Annotated in this window: 6 protein-coding genes; 4 read left to right on the top strand and 2 right to left on the bottom strand. The window is 48.1% G+C overall.

Features of this window, described 5'->3' with window-relative positions; genetic code table 11:
- The 4 genes from QZ147_RS08750 to QZ147_RS08735 form a co-directional block, all read left to right on the top strand.
- Positions 1-305: M23 family metallopeptidase (locus tag QZ147_RS08750; RefSeq protein ID WP_295149413.1), on the top strand; the 305-nt coding region annotated here is incomplete at its 5' end.
- Positions 306-366: 61 nt separating this feature from the next.
- Positions 367-837, top strand: a complete 471-nt coding sequence (locus QZ147_RS08745; RefSeq protein ID WP_295149411.1) for a LapA family protein — start codon at positions 367-369, stop codon at positions 835-837.
- Positions 838-869: 32 nt separating this feature from the next.
- Positions 870-1,532 (top strand): response regulator transcription factor, encoded by a 663-nt coding sequence (locus QZ147_RS08740; protein ID WP_295149408.1) that lies wholly within the window; start codon positions 870-872, stop codon positions 1,530-1,532.
- The gene (locus QZ147_RS08735; RefSeq protein WP_295149405.1) at positions 1,525-2,685 is read left to right on the top strand and encodes a HAMP domain-containing sensor histidine kinase; all 1,161 of its coding nucleotides are present in this window, start codon (positions 1,525-1,527) and stop codon (positions 2,683-2,685) included. The genes QZ147_RS08740 and QZ147_RS08735 overlap by 8 nt, the downstream gene beginning before the upstream one ends.
- Before the next feature lie 52 nt (positions 2,686-2,737).
- On the opposite strand, the gene QZ147_RS08730 is transcribed toward QZ147_RS08735, so the two are convergent.
- Both QZ147_RS08730 and QZ147_RS08725 read right to left on the bottom strand, forming a co-directional pair.
- Positions 2,738-3,136 (bottom strand): hypothetical protein, encoded by a 399-nt coding sequence (locus QZ147_RS08730; RefSeq protein ID WP_295149404.1) that lies wholly within the window; start codon positions 3,134-3,136, stop codon positions 2,738-2,740.
- On the bottom strand, positions 3,127-3,372 hold a 246-nt coding region (locus tag QZ147_RS08725; RefSeq protein ID WP_295149402.1), incomplete at its 5' end, for a hypothetical protein. The genes QZ147_RS08730 and QZ147_RS08725, both read right to left, overlap by 10 nt.

The raw sequence follows: 3,372 nt of genomic DNA, 5'->3' as shown, positions 1-3,372 counted from the left end.
GAGCGAACGTAGGCAGCCCCGTAAAAGCGGCGAACGACGGCGTAGTCGTAATCGCGAAAGATCGCTACTACGCGGGCGGCTCGATCGTGATAGATCACGGCGAGGGTATCTATACGCAGTATTATCACCTATCGCGAATAGACGCGCGCGTAAATCAAACGGTTAAAAAAGGCGAGATCATCGGGCTAAGCGGACAGAGCGGGCGCGTAAACGGGCCGCACCTGCACTTCGGCGTAATCGCAAACGGCGCGCAGATAAACCCGCTAGATTTCGTAGAAAAGATAAATTCCGTTTTTAAGCGCTAAAATTTTAGGTTTTTTTCACAAATTCTTCTTAAAATGCGCTCACTACTTTTAAGGAGATAAAATGAAAAAGTTAGTTTTAATCGGCGTTTTCGCCGCAGGCGCGCTATTTGGCGCAGATTTATCAAGCGACGCGAAAGCTATGAGCGAAGCGGCGTTTAAAAACCGCGCGGAAGCGGGCAAACTAGAAAAGCAAGCCCGCGAGCTAAAAGATAAATTTCGCGAGCAGTTGCGCGAGAAGTTAGACGCGTTAAGCGACGAGGACAGGGCGAAATTTATGAGCGAATTTAGAAAAAATATGGACGAAAAAATCGATAAATTAAGCGTGAAAGAAGCGCGCGAACTCGGTTTTGATCTAGGCCGAAAATGCGACGGACGCGGATTAAAAGGAGAGCGAGACGAAAGATGCGGCTGCGAACGCGGACGCAAGGAAGGTTTTAAAGCGCCTACGGCGCCTTATGAAACGAGCGAGCATCATGGCCGCGGCAAAAGCGAGCATACGGGTACGCTAAAAACGGACGATAAAATCAAATAAAAATGTCCGCTAGATAACGCGAAGAAAGAAAAATGCCTAAAATTTTAATCGTCGAAGACGAATCTATGCTTCTTGATTTAATGAGCGATTACATGCGCTCGCAAAATTACGACGTTACGGGCGTAAAAAGCTACGACGAGGCGCTAAGCATAGCTTATGAAACAAACTTTGATCTATGGATTTTCGACGTAAAAATCATAGGCGGTAACGGCTTTAATCTACTTCGCGAGCTGCGGGACGCCGGTCGCGGCGCGCCTTGTATTTTTACGACGTCGCTAAATACCGTAGCGGACGTCGCGGTGGGCTTCGAGAGCGGCTGCGACGATTATTTAAAAAAACCTTTCGAGCTGCGCGAACTACATCTTCGCGCGCAAAATTTGCTTCGCCGCTCGTTTACTCGCGCCAAGGACGGTTTTTTACCGCTTTTAGGCGAGCTAAAATTCGATCTAGCGCAAAACGTACTGTATGATGGCGAACGTGCGATAACGATGAGTAAAAAACAAAGCGCCCTGCTTGCGCTGCTGCTTAAAAACCGCGACCGCTTCGTCTCGCACGATGAGATTTTCTCGCAAATTTGGGACTACGACGAGAGCCCCAGCGAGCTCAGTCTGCGCGTTTATATCGCCGAACTGCGTAAAATTTTGGGCAAAGAGCGCATTATTAGCAAATCCAAACTAGGCTACAAATATGTCTGATCGCCGCCATGCGTTGCCGATTTTCTTACTATATTTTTTAACCAGCGTCGCGTTTTTGGCGTTTTTTTGCAAGCTCTTTTACGAGCGCGAGACGCGCTTTATCATAGACGGCGCGCGCTTTGAGCTAAAAGACGCTAGGCGCGAGATCCAAATGAAACTCAATCAAAACGGCGAGCTTACGGCGGACGATTTTGCGGAGTATAATGCCAGCGCGCTAAATTTACGCACGCGCGAACTAATCAAAAACGATTTTGCAGTAAATTTCGACTCCGCGCGCGACATGCCGCCCGATCTTTTCGACGGAAAGGCTATAACCGTGCATTTCGTGACGCGCGGGCGCGGCGGATATTCCGTATTTATCCGCGGCGAAAATTTAACGGCGAAATTTAACGAGCTTAAACTAAAAATCGCGCTTGCGGCGGGCGGAATTTTAACCGCGATTTTGCTCATCGCGTATTTTATAGTGCGGCTTTCGCTACGTCCGCTTTATGAGAAAATCGAGTTTTTAAACGCGTTTTTACGCGACACGACGCACGAGATTAAAACGCCGGTAAGCGTTATTTTAATGAGTGCGGAGATGTTCGAGCAAGCGCCGCAAAAGTGCCTAAATAACATAAAAGTCGCGGCAAATACGATCGCAAAGCTCTACGACGATTTAGTGGAGCTAAATTTTAAAGACGCCGGCGCGGGTAAAATTTTAGCGCCCGAAAACGAGGCTGCGGACGGACGAGCAAGCGGTGATAAAACCGACGTTAGCGCGATGCTTGACGAGCGCATAGAGTATTTTAGCGCGCAGCTGTCGCAAAAAAATATCGACTTGGTTACGGACGCCGACGAATGCGAGATTAGCGCGCCCGCAGTAAAGATAGAAAAAATAATCGATAATCTGCTAAGCAATGCCGTAAAATACGTAAACGATGGCGGGCGCATCGAGATTTTTTTAAGCGCGGATAAACTTTGCGTCGCAAATAGCGGCGAAGGTATCGCGCCTGAAAATTTAGGTAAAATTTTCGAGCTTTACGCGCGCTTTGACGAGCGAAACGGCGGGCTGGGCGTCGGGCTAAATTTAGTTAAGAAATTTTGCGACGAGCTTGGATTTAAAATCTCGTGCGAGAGCAAAAACGGATGGACGAAATTTTGCGTGAAATTTTAAAATTTTTCTAAAAAATAAAACGCTAGAAAGCGCGAATTTACGCTTGACGGCGCTACTTTTTGCAGTCTGCGGCCTTAATCTCGTAAGAAAACAAAAGCCTTCCGCCGTCGGCTAAATAAAATACCTGATCCATCGTAATTTTCGCGTTTAAGATCGCTAGCGCGTCGGGATCGGCGCAAATTTGAGCTAAATTTTGCTTGCGGACTTGCGCGGCAAACGCCTCTAATTGCCGCAGGGTAAATTTCGAGATCCAAACTTGCTTCGTGTCGTTTACGCCGTACCTGTAAAGCAGTCTGTCCGCAACGTTTAAAAGATCGTTTAGTACGAGATTTTGGCTAGTTCGCAGCGGTAGGGCTTTTTTATAAAATTTAGCGTATTCGCGCGCGGCGTCGTAAGCGTCTCCGCAAAGCGCCGCTACGCTAAAAAGCACCAAAAATAGAACTATTCGCAACTGCTTTTATCCGCGTTAATCTCAAACGCCCGCCGTCCGCCAAGCTCATACACGCCGCGTAGCCGCACGCCTTTGTTTAATATCGCCGCACCCGCGCTATTTTTACATATCGCCCCTACGCCATTAGCGATAAATTCGCGCTTCAAGCCTTCTAACTGCGCGGCGTTAAATTTTGAAATTTTGCGCCCCGGGGCGTCGGTTAGTTTAAATCGCCCTACGAGCGTAACGCCGCTTGC

Source organism: uncultured Campylobacter sp., from assembly GCF_905371695.1.
Classification (GTDB): domain Bacteria; phylum Campylobacterota; class Campylobacteria; order Campylobacterales; family Campylobacteraceae; genus Campylobacter_A.
The sequence above is the reverse complement of the archived record's forward strand: the minus strand, read 5'-3'. Positions and strand labels throughout refer to the sequence as shown.